The organism is Kitasatospora sp. NPDC059648, assembly GCF_042734825.1.
Lineage (GTDB): Bacteria > Actinomycetota > Actinomycetes > Streptomycetales > Streptomycetaceae > Kitasatospora.
The window spans coordinates 1-15,535 of sequence record NZ_JBHWDU010000130.1 but is presented as its reverse complement, the minus strand read 5'-3'; the positions used below and the strand labels follow the sequence as shown (position 1 = coordinate 15,535).

The following is a 15,535-nucleotide window of genomic DNA, read 5'->3' as shown; positions in this document are numbered from 1 at the left end:
GTTGGTGGTGAGGCCGGAGCCGGGGCGGGCTTGTCCGCCGATGGGGGCGGGGCCGTTCCAGACGCCGTTGGCGATCCAGTCGTTGGCGACGTTGCCGTTGGTGTCGATGAAGAAGATGTGGTCGTTGTTGGCGTCCACGGCGAGCGGCGAGTCGGCGCGGGCTTGTCCGCCGGTTCCGGCGGGGCCGTTCCAGACGCCGTTGTTGAACCAGTCGTTGGCGACGTTGCCGTTGGTGTCGATGAAGGAGACGACGGTGCCGGCGGCGTTGGTGACGATCGGGGAACCGGGCCGGGCCTTCCCGCCGGTGAGACCGGGGCCGTTCCAGGCGCCGTTGGCGATCCAGTCGTTGGCGACGTTGCCGTTGGTGTCGATGAAGAACAGGTGATCGGCCTGCTTGTCCATCACCACCGGGGAGTCTGGACGGGCCACGCCTCCCGCGCCCGCCGGGCCGTTCCAAACGCCGTTGGCGACCCAGTCGTTGGCCAGATTGCCGTTCGGATCGACGAACGCGATGTGGTAACCCGTGGCATCGAACGACACCGGCGAAGTCGAGCGGCTGGTGTAGCCGCTGGGCGTGACGTAGGCGGTGACTGTGTAGTTCATGCTGCTCTGGTAGCTGCCGACCGGGACCTGCCCGGCGCTGACCGTTTCGTTGACCACCCTGGCCGTCTGGGCGAAGACCACCTCGCCCTGGCCGCCGGTCCCGCCCCAGTCACCGTTGGTGAGCTGGATCGAGCCGTCGGACTTGACGGCGGTCACGAGGCCGACGTGGTGGCCGCCGTAGACCGCGGCATCACCCAGCTGAGGCCGGTAGCCGCTGTCGGTGTGGACCGTGCTGCCGTTCGACGAGGCAGCGCTGACGAAGGAGTCCGCGGCGGCGGTCAGGCCGGTGACGTTCAGCCCGCTGTTCTGCCAGACCCATTTGGCGAAGTCGGCGCACCAGTATTCGGGGACTCCGTTATAGCCCTGGCAGCTGCCGTTGAACGCGGAGCCACCGAGGCTGTTCGGAGATGAGTTGACGGTAGAACAGTAACCCGCACCCTTACCAACGTTGGCGAGTGCGAGGCTTGCGACATCCGAGGGCGTATTGGCCGACGCCGGAGTACCGGCGGATATCACGACCGCCGGTGCCAGGAGCGCGGCAGCGCTGAGGGTGCCGAGGACACGTCGTAGGGAGGAAGGCGACAAAGGAGTTCTCCGGGATTCAGGCAAGGTGATCTGTGGAGTGATGCCGATGTGTGCGGTGGTGGTGCGGTGCCGCGTCCACTGAGCGGGATCAGCCGATCCGGCTCGGCGTGGAGCTGAGCGCGAGTTCGCGCTTGTCGGTGGTGTCGATCGCGTAGAGCATCGCGAAGGCCTCCTTCGCGGAATTGCGGTTCGACAGCGTGAATCGGTAGTGGAAGGTGAGGCTGCCGTGCGCGGGGAGTGCAACGCCGGCGCCGACGTAGGAGGCGGGTGCGCCGCCATCGCCGCTAGGCATCGTGACGTCGCGCCACGTGCTGCTCGCCGGGTCGAGCAGTTGGAGTGTTCCGTCGGCGCAGTTGCAGGGACCCCCGACGAGTTGGAAAAGCGGTGCGACGGACGGGTAGTCGGTCGCCGTCGGGTTGCTGATCACGGCCGTGAACTCCACCGGCTGCCTGTCACGGGCCAGGGTGGCCGGGAATCCGTCCAGTCGCGCGCCCAGCACCTGGGTCTGCGGACGGCCCGGCACCGGAGGCGGCGGTGCCGAGTGCGCGCCGGTGGACGAGGCGGACGCGACCGGGCTGGCGGTGCCGGAGGACAGGCGGGCGGTGTCCGGGCGGACGGCCGAGGCGGACGGAGCCGACGGGGTGCCGGGCTGGGCGGCCGTGGCCGACGCGCTCGCCGTTGCGGTCGCGGCCGCGGGCGAGGTTCCGAAAGGCGGCACCCCCGTGACCGCCGATCTGGCCTGGCCCGTGGTCGACGTGTGTGTGCCAGTGCCCAGCATCGCCAGACCCAGCGCACCGGCGATGAGGGTGACGCCCGCCGTCACCGCCGCTGCCAGGCGGGCACCTCGTACGGATAACCTAATTGCGGGCATGACGAACTGACTCCTGGAAAGTGAAGGATGGGCGAGGGCGGTGACGGGCCCCTCGGAAAGTGCGCCGTTGAGGCGGAGTGCGGCCCAGCAGGCCTGGTAGACGTGCGCCGAGTCGCCGACCGGAGTGACGTCGCGGTGGCGCAGGACCACGGGGAGCTTGTCTCCTCAGGCACCGCAGGTCTGATCCGGCAGGGCGCCCCCAGTGCCAGTAGCACCGGCAGTGAAGATGCCGCAGGCGACAAGGGCCATAGCCGCCGCGGCCCCGAGCAGGCAGCTACGGGCAGGGTGGGTCAGGGCAGCACTGAGTGGATGTCACGAGAACTCCTGAGGTGTGAGCAGTCCGCGTGCGACGCAGAGTGATCACATCCTGCTGAGCACTCCGTGGGAAAAGCGTGACTGGATGAGCATCGTTCAGGTGGCCCTCAGGGGAGGGCCCGGCGCGTGGCCGAGGGCCTGTGCGGGTGCTGGTGGTGGAGGACGAGCCGGACCTGCGAGCAGTGATCGGATCGGGCTTGCGCGGTGGCGGCTTCTTCGTCGACTACGCCGAGGACTGGCCCTAGGCCATCAAGCATTGGCCATCTTCGATCGTCAGCGTCCAGGCGCGGTCGTCCGGGACCTCAAGGTTGTCCTGGGACTCCCGTCTCTCGCTGCCGTAGTCGTTGCCCAGGCCGTAGTGCCATCCGGCCTGGGCTGGTGACGTTGGCGAACAGCCCGCCGAGCGCGGTGAGGACGGCGATGGACGCCTGTTGGCTGATCGACCAGGCCGACAGGGTGCGGGCGACGAGGTGCTTGGGCGTGCGTTCGAGCCGGTGGGTGGCGAGCACCGGGGTGTACAGGCTCGTGTTGATGATGATCGCCAGCTCGACGGCCGTCACGGCAACCGCGCATTGGCCACGAGCAGGTCGTCCCGCCGGACGAGGGCCTTGAGGCACGCGCCGCCAGCCGGGTTGAACGCGATCTCGGCCGCGGCGACCACAGCCGAGACCACGAGCAGTTGGATGAAACCGAGCCGGGCGAGGGCGTAGCCGACCGGGATCGTCGCCATGGCCGCGAACCGGGGCAGGTCCATCGCGATCATGACCGGGCGCCCGCGTCGGAACTCCACCCACGGCGCGAGCGGCACCGCGATCAGCGCACCCACCGCGGGGCCCCACCGCGGACAGCGCGGACACCTCGGCCGAGCCGGCATGCAACACCAGCACGGCGATCAGTGGTAATCCCCCGAACCCCAGCCCGGACCCGTACGCGCTCAGCGCATATGCCGCCCACAGCCAGCCGAACCGCAGGCCCAACGGCCTCCTGCCCCCCATGCTCAGCACACCCCTTGATGCCCCACCCGAACAAACCGACGTTGACCGATGAGAGCTAAGCGGGCGGCATAACAGGAGGTCAAACAACTACCTTGCCAGTTCTCCACAATCACCCGTTGTTCACTAAGGTGGGACGGCATGGATCTCGAAGCCGTACGTACCTTCGTCACCGTCGTGGAAGCGGGCCAGTTCCAGAAGGCCGCCGCCGACCTGGCGATCACCCAGCAGGCCGTTTCCAAGCGCGTCGCCACCCTGGAGCGCGACCTTGGTGTCCGGCTGTTCACCCGCACCCCGCGCGGGACCGAGCTCACCATCGACGGGCAGGCCTTCCTGCCCCACGCGCGCGAGCTGCTGCGGGCCGCCGAGCGCGCGGTCGCCTCGGTGCGCCCCGGCAGCCGTCCGCTGCGCGTCGACGTGCTCGCCTCCCGCAGCGCCCAGTCGGGCCTGATGCGTGGCTTCCACCGCGCACACCCCGACATCGACCTCGACGTGATGATGCTCTTCGACATCGAGACGGCTGTCACCGCCATTCTCTCCGGTGCGATCGACGCGTCCTTCCGTGCCGTCGCCGCACCCGGCCGGCCCCTGCCGGAGGACATCGCCTCCGTCCGGGTCCTCGACGAGCCGCTCCAACTCCTCACCGGCCCCGCCCACGCACTGGCGGGCGCCCCATCGGTGACCATCGCGCAGCTCACCGGGCACCGGATCTGGATGCCCGGCATCGCCCCCGATACCGAATGGGCCGCCTACTACGACGACCTCGTCGCCGAGTTCGGCCTCACCATCGAGGTGACCGGCCCCAACTTCGGCACCGACGCGCTCCTCGACACCATCGCCGACACCCCGGCCCTGGCCACCTTCATAGGCGAGCCCACCCGCCTTATCTGGCCCGCAGACCACGGCCTGCGCCGCATCCCGGTGACCGGCCCGACACCCGTGTACCCGCACTCGCTCCTCTGGCACCGCGACAACCCCCACCCGGCCCTGGCCACCCTCCGCGCCCACCTCGCCGCGACAGCGACCGGCCACGACGCCGCCGGGACCTGGCGGCCGAGCTGGGTGATTCCGGGCTGAACGACGCCGCGTCTTCGATCATCACGGCCAGATGGGTCGGCCGCGTCCGCGCGGTCGGCGGGCAGCGGACGGCCGGTCATGTCGCCCCTCAGACGCCGGCGTGGCCGACGAGCTTCAGGCTGCGGTCCCACAGCTCCGCCCGGGCCCGCGGGTCGTAGGCCTGTCGGTCGGCCCGGGCCTCGTGCGTGCGGTCGTAGTAGCGGCCGGTGACGCCCGCGAGGGACGGGTCGGTGACCAGCCGGTGGGTGGCGGCGACGCCGTCCTCCAGGCTGTCGACGCTGTAGCCGATCTCCTGCAGCACCATCTTGGTCGGCATGTACGTCGACGGGTGGAGGCTGTTGACGGTCACCTCGCCGGCCGGGACCCGCGCGGCGAGTTCGAAGCCGCAGGCGATCTGGGCGAGCTTGCTGCGGCAGTACGCGCTGGTCCCGTCGTAGCCGCGTTCCAGCATGAGGTCGTCGAAGTCGACGGCCTGCTGCCCGGCCGAGGCGACGTTGACGATCCGGGCGGGGGCGGAGGCGCGCAGCAGGGGCAGCAGTTCCAGGCTGAGCAGGAAGCCGGCCAGGTGGTTGACGGCGAAGCGCAGTTCGTGGCCGTCGGTGCTGGTGCGGCGGGTGCGGCCGTCGGGTTCGCCGCTGCCGACGCCGGCGTTGTTGACCAGCACGTCGAGCCGGTCGGTGGTGGCGCGGACCTCGGCGGCGAGGGCGCGGACCTGGGCGAGTTCGGCCAGGTCCGCGCGCAGGGTGACGGGGCGTTCGGTGCCCAGGGCCTCGGCGATCTCCTGGGCCGTGCGGTCGAGCCGGCCCTGGTCGCGCCCGTGCAGCAGGACGGTGTCGCCCTCGGCGGCGAGGCGGTGGGCGAGGGCGCGGCCGAGGCCGTCGGTGGCGCCGGTGACGAGGACGGTCCGCGGCGTGGTGGGCGGGGTCATCGGAACTCCTGGGGCCGAGGGTGCGGGGCGGAACCGGTTCAGGATGCCACGTGCAGGCGTGCGGGGCCGGGCATCCCGGCACGGTGGGCGAGGGCGGCCGCCTCGCCGCGCGAGCTGACGCCCAACTTGGCCAGGATGTTGGCGACGTGGAACTTCACCGTGGATTCGCTGATGTGCAGCGCCGCGGCGATGTCCCGGTTGCGGCGGCCCTGCGCGAGCTGGTCGAGCACTTCCAGTTCGCGCGGCTGGAGTCCGTCGAGGGGGTCGGTGGCGGCGGCGGGCGAACGCATGCCGAGCGGTAGGTCGACGGTCACGGTGGTGCCCCAGCCGGGGATGGACTCGACGTCGTAGCGGCCCCCGAGGGCGGCGATCCGCTCGGCGGTGCGGTGGACGGTGAGGGCGTCGGCGGCGAGCAGGCCGAGGCCGTCGTCACGCACCACCGCGCGCAGCTGGCAGTCGGCCGTGAACTGCCAACTCAGGTGCAGTCGGGTGGGTTTCTCCTGTTCCAGCATCAGCATGACGGCGACCCGGACGGCGTCCCGGGCGGTGTGGGCGGTGTCCGCGGGGACGGGCCGGGCGGCGTCCGCCGGGGGCGCGAGGTCGAGCCGGACCCGGGTGTGCCGCAGCAGCGGGCCCAGTTCGCGGCCGAGCCGGGCGAAGGCGGCGTCAGCGGGCTCCTCGCTGAGGGCGCGGTCGAGGTCGGCGGCACGGCGCAGGTCGAGCAGGGCGGTGACGGCGAGTTCGGTGGCGGCGCGGCGGGCGGCGGCGTCGTCCAGGCCGGTCGAGCGCAGCGGGGCGAGCACGGCGCTGAGCGCCGCGCTGTGGGTGCCGGTGAACTCGGCGATCGCCCGGACGCGGGAGTTGGCGGCTGCGCGGGACACCGCCGCGTGGGTGGGCGCGGCGTCGGTGGCGCGGTGGTCGGAGTGGGCGACGGTCAGCTCCCAGAACTGCTGGAGCACGGTGAGCGCGGGCCGGGGCACGGGTTCGGCGTGCGTCCGGACGAGGACCAGGACGGCGTTGGCGCTGCCCGGAGCGGTCGCGGCGGCCACCACCACCGGCCGGGCTGCTCCGGCGAGTTCGGCCTCACCCTGCCAGGGGTGGCCGGTCGCGGTCGCCCCGGCGGTGCGCTCGGCCAGCCGGGACAGGTCCAGGCCGGTGATCCGCGCGGCCAGTTCGCGCCTGCCGTGGGCGTGCGTGGGGGAGAACGTGCAGACGCCGTTGAGCTGCGCGATCACCTCGAACGGCACGAGGGTGGCGATCACGTCGCCGAGCCGTTGCAGCAGGTCGGGCCGGGGGGTGCGCAACACCTCGACGGCCCGTGCCAGCGCGTACTCGGGGCGGCCCCAGTGCTCCTGCCAGGTCTCGTCCATGGTGTCGACACTATCCCGCGGTGGAGGGGCCGCGGCCCGTCCCTTCGGCCAGGTCGAACCCCCCGAAAGACCGGCCGGGTGCCGGGCCGCGGCGCCGCAGCATGGAAGGCGTCGGAAACAACCATCTCCCGGGACGACTCCCGGAAACCCCGAGGAATCCTGCCATGACCAAGGCGATCGCCTTCCCCCGGTACGGCGGCGCGGACGTGCTGTGCCCCATCGACATCGAGCTGCCGGCCGCCGACCCCGGCCAGGTCCGGGTCGCGGTCCGCGCGGTGGGTGTCAACCCCATCGACCGCAAGCAGCGCAGCGGCGAGCTGGACGCGCTCTTCCCGGCCGTCTTCCCGGCCGTCCCCGGCTTCGAGGTGTCCGGCGTGGTGGAGGCCGTCGGCGCCGAGGTGACGGGCTTCGCGCCCGGCGACGAGGTGTTCGGCGCCCTGATGGGCGGCGGCTACGCCGAGCACGCACTGCTCGACGCGGACATGCTGGCGCACAAGCCCGCCACGCTGAGCTGGGAGGAGGCCGCCGCGATCCCGGTGGCGGCCGAGACCAGTGAGCGGGTGCTGGGAGTCCTCGGCGTACGGCCGGGTGAGACCCTGCTGGTGCACGGCGCGGCCGGCGGGGTCGGCACCGTGCTGCTGCAGTTCGCCCGGGCGCGCGGCATCACCGTGGTCGGCACCGCGAGCGAGGCCAACCACGCCCACCTGCGCGAACTCGGCGCGATCCCGGTGACGTACGGCGAAGGCCTGGCCGAGCGGGTGCGGGCGGTCGCTCCGGACGGCGTGGACCGGGCGCTGGACGCGGTCGGGAAGGGCGACGTGCTGCCGCTGTCGATCGAGCTGACGGGCAGTGCGGAACGGGTGCTGACGATCGTGGACTTCGCCGACGCCGCGCAGCACGGCGTCCGCTTCAGCGGCAGCGTCGACGAGGGCGAGTCGTACCACCGGCGGGCCTTCGCGGCCGCGCTCGCCCTGCACGGGGCGGGCACCCTGCGGCTGCCGCTGCACCGGGTGCTGCCGCTGGCGGAGGCGGCCGAGGCCCAGCGGATCAGCGAGCAGGGGCATCTGCGCGGAAAGATCGTGCTCACGGTGTGATGCCCCGGGCCCGTGGCGGTGCCGGCCGGCCGCCCCGCCCATCACCCGCGTCGTAGGCCGCCGCCCGCCCCGGGTCGCCGCTGAGCAGGACGGTGCCCTGCGGGCGGCCGATGGCCGGGGTGGGGTGAGGATCGCGGCGTCGAGGAGGCGGAAGCCCCGGCCGCTGCCCGGGCAGCGCCGCGCCGGCCCGACCTGCCCGGAACTGCTCGACGGCCTGGCCCGGGAGCGGGACCGGATCACCCGGCAGACGGACGAACTCGCGGCGGCCCCGGGCGATGCTGGACGCCGTCATGGGCGCGGAGGCGCCGAGCGAGCTGATCCGTACTCACTCCCAGGACGTGAGCCGGGGCGGCGGAAAACCGCTGGCGCGCCCCCCTGAGACGTGCTGAGGTGGCCGGATGGACCGTGATCATGTACTCGCCCTGTTCGACCAGCGGATCCGGCGCGACGCGCGGCCGGACGGCCCCGGCGTCCGCGTCGAGCGCGACGGCGCCGTGGTGCGCCTGGTGGGTGGGGAGCGTGCCTGGAACGGCATCGTCTGGTCCGGCCTGGACGAGGCCGGGGCGGACGCCGCGATCGCGGCGCAGGTGAGTCACTTCACCGATCTGGGGCTGGAGTTCGAGTGGAAGACCTACGCCCATGACCGCCCCGCCGACCTCGGCCGGCGGCTGCTCGCGGCCGGGTTCGCCGCCGAGCCGGACGAGGCGCTGATGATCGCCCGGATCGAGGACCTGCCCACCGGTCCGGTGCTGCCCGAGGGTGTGCGGCTGGAGCCGGTGACCGACCCGGCCGGGGTGGAGCTGGTGATCGCGGCCCACGAGCAGGCCTTCGGGAGGGAGATGCCCGGCCTGCGCGAGCGGATCCTCGACCACCTGCGGCACAGCTCGGACACCCTCAGCCTGGTCGTCGCGATGGCCGGCGACCAGCCGGTGAGCGCCGCCCGGATGGAGCTGACCCCGGGCACCGGGTTCGCCGGCCTGTGGGGCGGCGGCACCGTCCCCGCCTGGCGCGGCCGGGGCATCTACCGCGCCCTGGTCGCCCACCGCGCCCGCCTCGCCGCCGAGCTCGGCTACGAGTACCTCCAGGTCGACGCGAGTGACCAGAGCCGCCCCATCCTGGAGCGGCTCGGCTTTGTGCGCCTGAGCACCACCACGCCGTACGTGTACCGGCCGTAGGCGGTGGCCGGAGCCGGACAACGGCGGCGGTGACCTGGTCGCCTTCGTGCGGAAGCCCGAACGGCCCGCACGGCCGGACGTCTCCGTCCGGGGCACGGGAGCGACAGTCGCCGGTGGGTGGCCAACGACCTGCGGGACTACCCCGGTCGTTCGCTGCGTACCGGCGGGGACGACTGGTACCAGCAGTGGTCCGCGCCGATTCGAGGGCGCTGCTACGGGAGCCGTTCGACCACGACCATGGCCGCGTCGTCGTCCAGCCGGTGGCCGACGTGGGTGAGCAGGTCGCGGCGCAGGTGGTGCAGCAGGTCGGCGGGGCGCTCGGCCTGCCAGGCGGTGACCCGTTCGGTGAGCGGGTGGAAGCGGCGCTGGGCGTCCCGGGCCTCGATCACGCCGTCGGTGTAGATCAGCAGCCGGTCGCCGGGGCGGAACGGGAAGGTCTGCACCTCGTAGGTGACCGGGGCGACGATCAGCAGCGGGCCGAGGTGGACCCTCGACGGGGCGAGCACGACGACGGTGATCAGGACGATCAGTGCGAGCGGCAGCGCCGTCATCGCGCGGGGGTCGGGCCGCCAGGAGCGGGGGCGGACGCGCGGACGCGGCTCATCGGGACGCTGCCGGAGGGGCATCCTTCTTCTGTACACCGTTGTGGCGCCGCGGAGCGCACCCCGAGCGCCCGGGGCCCCGAGGGGTCCCGGGGCCGGTCAGCCCTCCTCGCCGTAGCGGGCGAGGTATGCGGCGAAGCGGGCGACGTCCTCGTCGGACCAGTCGGTGAAGCGGGTGGTGAAGGCCGTCCGGCGCTGCTCGTTGGCGTCCCGCAGCAGGGTGAGCCCCGCCTCGGTGGCGCGCAGGATCTGGCCGCGCTGGTCGTCCGGGTCGGCCTCGCGGCGCAGCAGGCCGAGCCGCTCCAGGGCGGTGACCTGGCGGCTGACGGTCGACTTGTCGAGCATGAAGTACGCGGCCACGTCGGCGGCCCGGCAGCCGCCGCGCTCGGTGATCAGGTCGAGGATGCTGTAGGTGACCAGGGAGAGGTCGGGGTGCAGCTGGGAGGCCTTGTGCCGGGCACGGCGGGCGAAGGCGGTCAGCTCGCGCTGGATGGTGTCGATGGACGACTGGCGGCCGGGCACGGCGTTCCTACCTCCTCGGAGCTTGCTGCACCGTCCGGGGCGCACCGTTGCGCCCCAAATTTGTTGCACTATACAACGGATTCGCCCGGAGTGGTGCGCGGCCCCGCTGTCGGCCCACCGGCCGAGGTGTCCGCCGCCCGTTCCCGTCCGGCCTGCCAGGCGCGGGCCGCCGCGATCCGGCGGGTCGCACTCGGGTGAGTGGCGAACAGTAGCTCAAGCACCCGCGGCGGGTCGACATCCGAGACGTTCACCACGGCCAGTCTGCGCTGCATCGCGGCGAACCGCTCGGCGTCCCCGGTCAGTTGGAGCGCGTGCCGGTCCGCCCTGGCCTCGATCCGGCGGCTCACCGCGCACTGGACCGGGCCCGACAGGGCGCCGATCAGCGCCGCCAGCGCGGCCAGCAACGGCAGCGCCCGCGGGTCGGACGCGTCCGAGGCCCCGGCGGCCGACAGCAGCGGGTGCCAGTCGGCCAGCAGGCCCAGCGCCGCCACCGCCACGGCCGCACCCACCGCCCCGAGCGCCGTGCCGACCGGCACGTCCCGGTGCTTGACGTGCCCCAGCTCGTGCGCCACCACCAGCTCCACCTCACGCGGCTCCGCCGCCGACAGCAGCGTGTCGTACGCGACGATCCGGCGGGTCGCACCGAACCCGGAGACGTACGCGTTCAGCGCGGTGGTCCGCCGGGAGGCGTCCGCCACCAGGACGTCCCGGACCCGCACGCCGTCCCGCGCGGCCAGCGCCAGCAGGGCGGTGCGCAGCTCGCCCGCGGGCATCGGCGAGAAGCGGTTGAACACCGGTTCGATCAGCAGCGGGTGGAGGAAGGACAGAGCGGCCGTCAGCAGCGCCGCCGCGCACGCCGCCGGGAACCACCAGTGCCGGGGCGACCAGGCGGTGAGGGCGAACAGGCCGAGCACCAGCGGAAGGACGAGCAGCAGGGCCAGCGCGAGCGACCGGACGGCGTCCGTCGCCCAGCCGGCCCAGCCCTGGGTCACCAGTCCGTACCGGGCCCGGACCATGCGCACCCCGGCGCCGAAGGGCAGCTGCAGCGCCTGGCCCAGCAGCACCAGGACCGCGCCGCCGGCCAGCACCTCGGCCGTCCGGGAGCCGCCGAACCAGCGGCCGGTCGCCGTCACCAGAGCGGCGCCGGCCGGGGTGAGGCCGAGCACCATGGTCAGGGCCAGGCCCGACAGGCGGCCGCCGAGCGACCAGGGCAGCTGGGCGCGGCGCAGCGCGCGGCCGCGGGCGCGCTCGGCGGGTGTGAAGGCGTCGGGGGTGGGGCCGGCGTCGGTACCGGTAGCGGGGTCGGGCGTGTTCATCGGCGGGTGGGCTCCGGCGAGGGGCGAGGGGCGAGGGGCGAGGGGCGAGGGGCGAGGGGCGAGGGCTGAAGGGGGAGGGGGCGTCGCGGTTCAGCATCTCCTACCGCGCACGGCCTGCGCCCGCTCCGGCCGCTCATTCCTCCGCCGGGTCGGTGGCGCCGTGGACACCGGCGCGCAGCAGCTGGTGACCGAGGTCGACCAGGGCGCGGCCGACCGCGAAGTCGTCGCCGACCGCCGGGGCCGGGGTGTCGCGGGGGTTGCGGCGGGACAGTGCGTCGCTGTGCAGGACCGTGCCGTCGGCGTCCAGTACGGCGTGCGCCCGGGTGGTGTCCCGGTCCTCGACCACGTGCAGGCTGAGCTGCCAGTCCTTGGTTCGGACGGCCTGCGGAGCCTGCTCCCCGGTCGCGCCCCCGGTCGCGCCCCCGGTCGCGCCCCCGGTCGTGCCCGCGGTCGTGCCCGCGGTCGTGCCGGTGGTCGCGGTCGCCGGGGGTGGCGGGGAGAAGGCCGTACCGTCGCAGCGGACGATCACCACCGGGCAGACCCCGTGCACCGCGCAGCGGGTGGACACCGAGCCGAGCAGCGTACGGGCGAAGGTGCCGCGGCCCCGGCTGCCCAGCACCAGCAGGTCCGCGTGCTCGGCGGCCTCCAGCAGCACTTCGGCGGCGTGCCCGAGCACGAGGCTCTGCCGGATCGGAACCGGGCGCTCCGGCCCGACGACCTCGTTGACCTCGGCGGTCAGCGTGCGGTGGGCGGCCTGCTCGAAGCCCTCGTCCTCCATCGGTGCGAACCAGCCGTACAGCGAGGGGTACTCCCAGGCGGCCACCGCGTGCACGGTGGCCCCCGTGAGGACCGCCTGACCGACCGCCCAGCGCAGCGCCGCTTTCGACGGCGCCGATCCGTCGATCCCGACCACGATCCGGCGCTCCAGGCCGGGGGCGGGTTGGTTGCTGGCCATCACGTGCCTCCTCCGGCGCCCAGGCGTGACCGCGCAGCCTGCCGCCTCCTCTCCACGCTGCGCGCCGCCCGGCCGGGGCGCCAGGGACACGGTGGCCGAGTGGGGGCGGGGGATTGGGACGACCGGGCCCGATGGCGCGCGATCTCCGCTTCCGGCGTCGTGCCGCCCCCCGTGCCGCTTGGTGCCCGGCCCCGTGCCGCTTCGTGCCCGGCCCCGTGTTCGTCCTTGTGTCCGGAATGTTGTGGGTGCGGGCTCAAGTGGTGGCGATTCGGTGGCGTAGGCTGACCGCTCTTGCATCGATCTCGGGGGGAACCACTCATGCGCCGTGCCGCGGCCGCCGTCGCCGTGTTCGTCGGGCTGACCGCCGTCGCCGCCTGCGGACCGGACGACCCGGCGCCCGCTCCCGCGAAGTCCGCGCCGCCCGCCGCGGCGCCGGCCTCCTCCGCGGCACCCTCCGGTACCGCCGCCCCGGCTCCCACCAAGGGCGGCGCGCCCCGCCCGGACGGCACCATCACCGTCGCCTTCGCCGGGGACGTCCACTTCGAGGGCCGTACCCAGGCCCGGTTGTCCGTCCAGCCGCCCGAGACGGCCCTCGGCCCGATCTCCCGCACCCTCGCCGACGCCGACCTGTCCGTGCTCAACCTGGAGACCGCGATCACCGGGCGCGGCGCGCCGGAGCCGAAGACGTACACCTTCCGCACCTCGCCCAAGGCGCTGTCCGTCCTCAAGGACTCCGGCGTCGACGTCGTCTCGATGGCCAACAACCACGCCGTCGACTTCGGCGCCGACGGCCTCGCCGACACCCTGGCCGCCAAGGACTCCTCGCCCATCCCGGTGCTCGGGGTCGGGCACAACGCCAAGGAGGCGTACGCCCCGTACGTGACGACCGTGCGCGGGGTGAAGGTCGCGGTGGTCGCCGCCAGCCAGGTCGAGGACATCACCAACCAGAAGTGGCGGGCCGGCGCCAACAAGCCCGGCATCGCCTCGGCGCTGGACGTCCCCGCGCTGGTGGCGGCGGTGCAGGCGGCCAAGCAGCAGGCCCCCGTGGTGCTCGTCTACCTGCACTGGGGGGAGGAGGGCAAGGCCTGCCCGACGGCCGCGCAGACCACCGTCGCCAAGAAGCTGGCCGCCGTCGGAGCCTCCGCGGTGGTCGGCACCCACGCCCACACCATGGTCGGCTCGGGCATGCTCGGCAACACCTACGTGGGGTACGGCTTCGGCAACTTCCTCTGGTACGGCACCTCCGACTACGCCTTCTCCAACGAGACCGGCGTCACCACCCTCACTCTCGCCGCCGACGGCAAGGTCACCGGTGAGGCCTTCGCCCCGGCCGCCATCGACGACAAGGGCATCCCCCAGCCGGTCACCGGGGCCGCCGCCGACGCCGCCCTCAAGCGCCGCGACGGCCTGCGGGGCTGCGCCGGGCTCACCCCGCCGCCCGCGGCGCACTGAGGTCGCCCGCCGCCCGTACGATCAACGGGTGAGCGGACACGAGGAACTGACCACCTGCCGGCTCTCGCTGCGCCGCCCGGCCGAGGGCGACATCGACGCCCTCCTCGCCATCCACCAGGACCCTGCCGCCTGCCGCCACAACCCCTCGGACGCCCTCGTCACGCAGGCCGAGGCCGAGGAACGGTACGGCCGTTGGGACGCCCTCTGGCAGGCCCGGGGCTTCGGCTACTGGACGGTCCGTTCGCGCGGTGCCGAGCCCGTGCTCGGGTTCTGCGGCGTCAAGCCGATGGAACTGGCCGGCCGACCGGTCCTCAACCTCTTCTACCGCTTCGCCCCCGCCGTCTGGGGCCGGGGCTTCGCCGGTGAGGCCGCGACGGCCGTCGTCCGCTGGTCCGCCGCGCACGCTCCCGAGCTGCCGCTGATCGCCCGCATCCGCCCCGACAACCTGCCCTCCCAGCGCGTCGCCCTGCGGGCCGGCCTGCAGCGGGCCGAACACCTGGACGGGCCGGGGTACGACGGCTTCGACTGGATCTACGTTTCCGAGGGCGGTACGGGCGCGACCGCATGAGCCCCACCCGGCGGATCCGAGAGAGCATCCGAGGCCGCCCGTCCCCGAACCGGGGGTGGGCGGCCTCCGCGGCCGCTGCTGCCGCCAACCCGATTGCGATCGCGGTCAGTTGCGAGGGAGATCAGCTCGACTGCACCGAACTCGGCGCCCGCGCCGACCGGCTGGCCCGGCTGCTGGCCGCGCACGGCGTCGGCCCCGGCACCATCGTCGCCCTCGCCCTGCCCCGCTCGGTGCACCTGGTCGTCGCCCTGCTCGCGGTGGCCAAGTCCGGCGCCGCCTACCTCCCCCGCTCGACCCCGACTACCCGGCCGACCGCCTCGCCTGCATGCTGGCCGACGCCGCCCCGCCGCCCTGCTCACCGACGCGCCCACCGCGCCCCGGCTGCCCGCCCACTCCGTGCCCCGACTCCTCGTCGACGGGCCGGAGTCGGCCGGGTTCCCGGCCGTTCCGCTGGCCCAGCACGAGCGCACCCGCCCGCTGCGCGCCGAGGACACCGCGTACGTCATCTACACCTCCGGCTCCACCGGTCGGCCCAAGGGCGTGCCCGTCACCCACCACAACGTGGCCCGGCTGTTCGGCTCCACCGACCACTGGTTCGGTGTCGGTGCCCAGGACGTCTGGACCCTCTTCCACTCCTACGCCTTCGACTTCTCGGTCTGGGAGCTGTGGGGCGCCCTGCTGTACGGCGGCCGGCTGGTCGTCGTCCCCCACCTGGTCAGCCGCGACCCGGCCGCCTTCCTCGACCTGCTCGCCCGGGAACGCGTCACCGTGCTCAACCAGACCCCGTCCGCCTTCTGCCAGCTCAGCGCCGCCGACCGCGACCGCCCCGGCGGCGAACTCGCCCTGCGCTACGTGGCGTTCGGTGGCGAGGCGCTCGAACTCGCCCGCCTCGACGACTGGTACGCGCGCCACCCGCAGGACGCGCCCACCCGGGTCAACATGTACGGCATCACCGAGACCATCGTGCACGTCTCGTACATCGCCCTCGACCGGGCGGGTGCCGCCGCCCCAAGTAACTGATCGTTTCAGAATGAGATTGGTGTGTCGGCTGGTCTCTGACGCCGTGTTCGGGCAGGGTCTGGCGGGTGTCTGCTGATCTTGTTTCTGACG

The 15,535-nt window shown here is 73.4% G+C and carries 14 protein-coding genes and 2 pseudogenes; 6 read left to right on the top strand and 10 right to left on the bottom strand.

Translation table 11 applies throughout. The features are described from left to right. The 4 genes and pseudogenes from ACFV1W_RS37985 to ACFV1W_RS37970 all read right to left on the bottom strand — a co-directional run. Window positions 1-1,188, bottom strand: a 1,188-nt coding sequence (locus ACFV1W_RS37985) for a CHAP domain-containing protein (protein ID WP_380421858.1), incomplete at its 3' end; no start/stop codon positions are given. A gap of 88 nt (window positions 1,189-1,276) precedes the next feature. Further along, a complete protein-coding gene (locus ACFV1W_RS37980) occupies window positions 1,277-2,209 on the bottom strand; it encodes a hypothetical protein (protein ID WP_380421857.1) in 933 nt (310 codons plus the stop codon). A gap of 467 nt (window positions 2,210-2,676) precedes the next feature. Beyond that, entirely contained in the window at window positions 2,677-2,934 is a 258-nt protein-coding gene (locus tag ACFV1W_RS37975; protein ID WP_380421856.1) for a hypothetical protein, read from the bottom strand. A gap of 5 nt (window positions 2,935-2,939) precedes the next feature. Then, window positions 2,940-3,369 (bottom strand): annotated as a pseudogene (locus ACFV1W_RS37970) (MFS transporter); the annotation flags it as partial. A gap of 138 nt (window positions 3,370-3,507) precedes the next feature. Here ACFV1W_RS37970 and ACFV1W_RS37965 point away from each other — a divergent pair. Beyond that, window positions 3,508-4,443, top strand: a complete 936-nt coding sequence (locus ACFV1W_RS37965; protein ID WP_380421855.1) for a LysR family transcriptional regulator — start codon at window positions 3,508-3,510, stop codon at window positions 4,441-4,443. Window positions 4,444-4,531: 88 nt separating this feature from the next. Here the strand turns inward: ACFV1W_RS37965 and ACFV1W_RS37960 are convergent, their stop codons facing one another. Both ACFV1W_RS37960 and ACFV1W_RS37955 read right to left on the bottom strand, forming a co-directional pair. Beyond that, window positions 4,532-5,371, bottom strand: a complete 840-nt coding sequence (locus ACFV1W_RS37960; RefSeq protein ID WP_380421854.1) for an SDR family NAD(P)-dependent oxidoreductase — start codon at window positions 5,369-5,371, stop codon at window positions 4,532-4,534. 38 nt (window positions 5,372-5,409) lie between these two features. Continuing rightward, a complete protein-coding gene (locus ACFV1W_RS37955) occupies window positions 5,410-6,741 on the bottom strand; it encodes a LuxR C-terminal-related transcriptional regulator (protein ID WP_380421853.1) in 1,332 nt (443 codons plus the stop codon). 164 nt (window positions 6,742-6,905) lie between these two features. On the opposite strand from ACFV1W_RS37955, the gene ACFV1W_RS37950 reads away from it, so the two are divergent. Together ACFV1W_RS37950 and ACFV1W_RS37945 are read left to right on the top strand one after the other, a co-directional pair. After that, on the top strand, window positions 6,906-7,835 hold the full coding sequence (locus tag ACFV1W_RS37950) for an NADP-dependent oxidoreductase (RefSeq protein ID WP_380421852.1): 930 nt from the start codon (window positions 6,906-6,908) through the stop codon (window positions 7,833-7,835). 398 nt (window positions 7,836-8,233) lie between these two features. After that, window positions 8,234-9,010, top strand: a complete 777-nt coding sequence (locus tag ACFV1W_RS37945) for a GNAT family N-acetyltransferase (RefSeq protein WP_380421851.1) — start codon at window positions 8,234-8,236, stop codon at window positions 9,008-9,010. A gap of 212 nt (window positions 9,011-9,222) precedes the next feature. Here the strand turns inward: ACFV1W_RS37945 and ACFV1W_RS37940 are convergent, their stop codons facing one another. From ACFV1W_RS37940 to ACFV1W_RS37925, 4 genes are all read right to left on the bottom strand, one after another. Then, on the bottom strand, window positions 9,223-9,636 hold the full coding sequence (locus ACFV1W_RS37940; RefSeq protein WP_380421850.1) for a SpoIIE family protein phosphatase: 414 nt from the start codon (window positions 9,634-9,636) through the stop codon (window positions 9,223-9,225). Window positions 9,637-9,711: 75 nt separating this feature from the next. Next, window positions 9,712-10,134 carry a MarR family winged helix-turn-helix transcriptional regulator gene (locus ACFV1W_RS37935; protein ID WP_380421849.1) on the bottom strand — a complete coding sequence of 141 codons (423 nt, stop codon included), beginning with the start codon at window positions 10,132-10,134 and terminating at the stop codon, window positions 9,712-9,714. Window positions 10,135-10,202: 68 nt separating this feature from the next. Continuing rightward, window positions 10,203-11,450: a M48 family metalloprotease gene (locus ACFV1W_RS37930; RefSeq protein ID WP_380421848.1), complete on the bottom strand. Its 1,248-nt coding sequence runs from the start codon at window positions 11,448-11,450 to the stop codon at window positions 10,203-10,205. Window positions 11,451-11,583: 133 nt separating this feature from the next. Next, window positions 11,584-12,405 (bottom strand): universal stress protein, encoded by an 822-nt coding sequence (locus ACFV1W_RS37925; protein ID WP_380421847.1) that lies wholly within the window; start codon window positions 12,403-12,405, stop codon window positions 11,584-11,586. Window positions 12,406-12,723: 318 nt separating this feature from the next. Here ACFV1W_RS37925 and ACFV1W_RS37920 point away from each other — a divergent pair, with 318 nt between their 5' ends. The 3 genes and pseudogenes from ACFV1W_RS37920 to ACFV1W_RS37910 all read left to right on the top strand — a co-directional run. Continuing rightward, window positions 12,724-13,857 carry a CapA family protein gene (locus ACFV1W_RS37920; RefSeq protein ID WP_380421846.1) on the top strand — a complete coding sequence of 378 codons (1,134 nt, stop codon included), beginning with the start codon at window positions 12,724-12,726 and terminating at the stop codon, window positions 13,855-13,857. 28 nt (window positions 13,858-13,885) lie between these two features. After that, the gene (locus tag ACFV1W_RS37915; RefSeq protein ID WP_380421845.1) at window positions 13,886-14,425 is read left to right on the top strand and encodes a GNAT family N-acetyltransferase; all 540 of its coding nucleotides are present in this window, start codon (window positions 13,886-13,888) and stop codon (window positions 14,423-14,425) included. Between the two features lie 74 nt (window positions 14,426-14,499). Continuing rightward, a pseudogene (locus ACFV1W_RS37910) lies at window positions 14,500-15,433 on the top strand (AMP-binding protein); the annotation flags it as partial. Window positions 15,434-15,535 lie beyond the last annotated feature (102 nt).

Coding starts and splice junctions, on each gene's coding strand:
- ACFV1W_RS37950 (WP_380421852.1), top strand. CDS start 6,906: ATGACCAAGGCGATCGCCTTCCCCCGGTACGGCGGCGCGGACGTGCTG.
- ACFV1W_RS37945 (WP_380421851.1), top strand. CDS start 8,234: ATGGACCGTGATCATGTACTCGCCCTGTTCGACCAGCGGATCCGGCGC.
- ACFV1W_RS37965 (WP_380421855.1), top strand. CDS start 3,508: ATGGATCTCGAAGCCGTACGTACCTTCGTCACCGTCGTGGAAGCGGGC.
- ACFV1W_RS37925 (WP_380421847.1), bottom strand. CDS start 12,405: ATGGCCAGCAACCAACCCGCCCCCGGCCTGGAGCGCCGGATCGTGGTC.
- ACFV1W_RS37940 (WP_380421850.1), bottom strand. CDS start 9,636: ATGCCCCTCCGGCAGCGTCCCGATGAGCCGCGTCCGCGCGTCCGCCCC.
- ACFV1W_RS37920 (WP_380421846.1), top strand. CDS start 12,724: ATGCGCCGTGCCGCGGCCGCCGTCGCCGTGTTCGTCGGGCTGACCGCC.
- ACFV1W_RS37930 (WP_380421848.1), bottom strand. CDS start 11,450: ATGAACACGCCCGACCCCGCTACCGGTACCGACGCCGGCCCCACCCCC.
- ACFV1W_RS37960 (WP_380421854.1), bottom strand. CDS start 5,371: ATGACCCCGCCCACCACGCCGCGGACCGTCCTCGTCACCGGCGCCACC.
- ACFV1W_RS37955 (WP_380421853.1), bottom strand. CDS start 6,741: ATGGACGAGACCTGGCAGGAGCACTGGGGCCGCCCCGAGTACGCGCTG.